1 protein-coding gene is annotated in these 2,954 nt (G+C 33.5%); it reads right to left on the bottom strand.

Features of this window, described 5'->3' with window-relative positions:
- Positions 1-2,954 (bottom strand): non-ribosomal peptide synthetase (locus ACKTTV_RS11170; protein ID WP_408030920.1); only part of this gene is annotated, 2,954 nt, incomplete at both ends.

Raw genomic sequence — 2,954 nt, 5'->3', positions numbered from 1 at the left:
GACCCGATAAATACATCGAAATCTCTGAAACTACCTTCTCTAAACCTACATGATCTAAAACCAAATGATGTTGATTTAGTATTACATAAAAAGTATTTGCTTCTAAATCATCTGCCGTTTTAAGTTCTAATAAAGGACCTTGTGATACATCCATCCACTGATTTCCCGGGGAACTTAATAATCTCAACTCTGATAAAATATCTGAAGTTGATCCAAAACTCAAGTGTTCTATTGGAATCTTTACTTCTTTCAAAACTACCTGAACTGCTGTTGGTAAACCTACACTTAAAATACAGGTACGTAATACATCATGGCGTTGTACGATAAAATCTAAGGCTTCTATAAATCGTTTTCGTTTAGAAGAGCTTTCAAAAGAAAATAAACTTGATAAAACATATGGGTCGCCTTGAGATTCATCACTCAACAAATGATGAAAATAAATCCCTTCTTGTAAAGGTGATAAAGGATAAATATCTTCTATAGTAGAAACTCCTCCTGGTATTAATGATACCACTTTGTCTATAGAACTCTGATCAAAATCTAATAATGGAACCATCGAAGGTGTGATACGATCTACAAGTCCTACAATACCATTCTCAGGTACTTGATATGATTTCTCTAAAACAGAAACTCTATCTGATATAGAGGCTATTCGTGGATCTAAAAATACATCCTGTACCTTTAAATTTAATCCTTGTTCTTGTAGTAAAGAAATTAACTTTACTACTTTTAAACTATGACCACCTAATTCAAAAAAGTTGTCATAAATCCCTACTTGTTCTACTCCCAATAAATCTTCCCAAATCGATACTAAAGATTCCTCTATTGTATTTCTGGGAGCTACATATTCTTGTGATGACTTAAAGGTGTCTTTTAAGTTTTCTAAATAATTCCTATCCAGTTTTCCATTACTTGTTACAGGCATAGACTCTAAAATCTCCCATAAACTCGGAATCATATAACTAGGTAAACGCTCCTTTAAAAATTCATTTAATTCTTCTCTGTCTAAATCTTCTGATAAAACAACATAACCTACCAAATACTTATTTCCTAAATCATCTTCTTTTGCTACAACACAACATTGTACAACCTTTGAGAAATCAGACAACACATTCTCTATCTCTCCTAACTCAATTCGATGGCCTCGTATTTTTACTTGATTGTCCTTCCTTCCTATAAATTCTATAGTACCATCCGGTAGCCAGCGTGCTAAATCTCCTGTTTTATAAATACGTCCACCTTCTTTAAATGGATTCGGTACAAAGCTCTCCTTTGTTAATTCAGGTCTGTTTAAATACCCTCTTGCAACTCCTAATCCGCCAATACATAACTCCCCTACAACTCCTAAAGGTTGCAAGTTTAAATTTGAATCCGTGATATAAATCTCTGTATTACCAATAGGCTTCCCGATGGAAACTTCTTGATTTTCTTTGTGCTTAATACAATCCGATACAGTTGAAGTTACAGTTGTTTCTGTTAAACCGTAAACATTGTAGAAATCAACATCATCAATCCATTGAAGAATTAATTCTTTAGAACAAACTTCGCCCCCTACTATAATTCTTTTTAAAGATGTTAATCCATTATATTTGGGTAGTGTTTGTAACATACTAGGTGTTATATCTAGATGGGTAACACCTTGCTTTTCTATGAATTTAGAAAACTCCTCTCCATTTAACAACACCTCTTTATCTATTAATTGTAAAACACTTCCACTACATAAGCTAATGAATAATTGCTCTACTGAAGCATCAAAAACATAATTTGAAAATTGTAATACTACATCCCCTGAATCTATACCATATTCCTTTTTTTGAGTTTCAATTAGGTTAACAACTCCTAAGTGTTCAACCATTACTCCTTTAGGTTTTCCTGTACTTCCTGATGTGTAAATAACATAAGCCAAATGATCAGGTCTTAAAACTCTTTCTAAATCACCTGATGAGTAAGTAGATAATAGTTCTCTATCGCTTTCTAAATTTAGTAATGAGACTCCTTCTTTTACAAAGCATCCTTCACCACTAGTTAAAAGTAATTCAATACCGGTGTCTTCTACTATATAATCGATTCGGTCTTGTGGATAATCTGGATCTATTGGAACATAGGCTCCTCCTGATTTTAATATTCCTAAAATACCCACAATCATATCCAATCCTCTTCTCAAACAAAGCCCTACTAAATCATCGGGTTTAACTCCTTGTTCTCGTAAGTAATGAGCCAACTGATTTGATTGTTTATCCAATTCTGAATAACTCAATGATTCATCTGAATAAACCACTGCTATAAAGTCTGGTGTTTCTAAAACTTGGGCTGAAAATAGATCTACCAAAGTCTTTTCTTCCGGATAAGAAACTCTTGTGGAATTAAATTCTTCTAACAGTCTAATATTTTCTTCTTCAGGTAATATACTTAAGTCTCCTACTTGTTCTTTTGTTTTAACTCCTGCTAATAGTGATGTTAAGACCTCTTCCATATAACCGATCAAACGTTCTGATCCTATTTCTGAACTTACCTGAGCCGTTAGCTCAAAATCAACACCATAATCATCTACACTTAAATCAAACGGGTAATTCGTACGCTCATAAGCGCTAATTAACTTCATGCCTAAATGTTCAATACCCGCAACATTAACGTCATCAGAATCAGGTTGAGAATGTCGGTAATTTAACAAGGAACTAAATAAGGCTAAATCATTGGATATATCACTCCAGCCATGAATGTCTGATAATGGAGTTTGCTCATAAGGTAACAAAGCATCTAACCTCTCCTTTACTTTTGTTAAATAGCTTAAAACATCTCCTTCCAATTCTATATAAACTGGTAAGGTATTTATAAATAACCCTAAAGAATCTGATGCTCCTATAGAACCTTGTAATCGTCCCGAAAAAAGTGAGCCAAAAATAGAATAATTCTTATCACTACACTTTCCTACTACAATACCATATGCCCCATGA

The organism is Tenacibaculum xiamenense (assembly GCF_964513065.1).
GTDB lineage: Bacteria > Bacteroidota > Bacteroidia > Flavobacteriales > Flavobacteriaceae > Polaribacter > Polaribacter xiamenense.
Note: the sequence above shows the minus strand (reverse complement) of the source record. Positions and strands in the feature narration are given on the sequence as shown.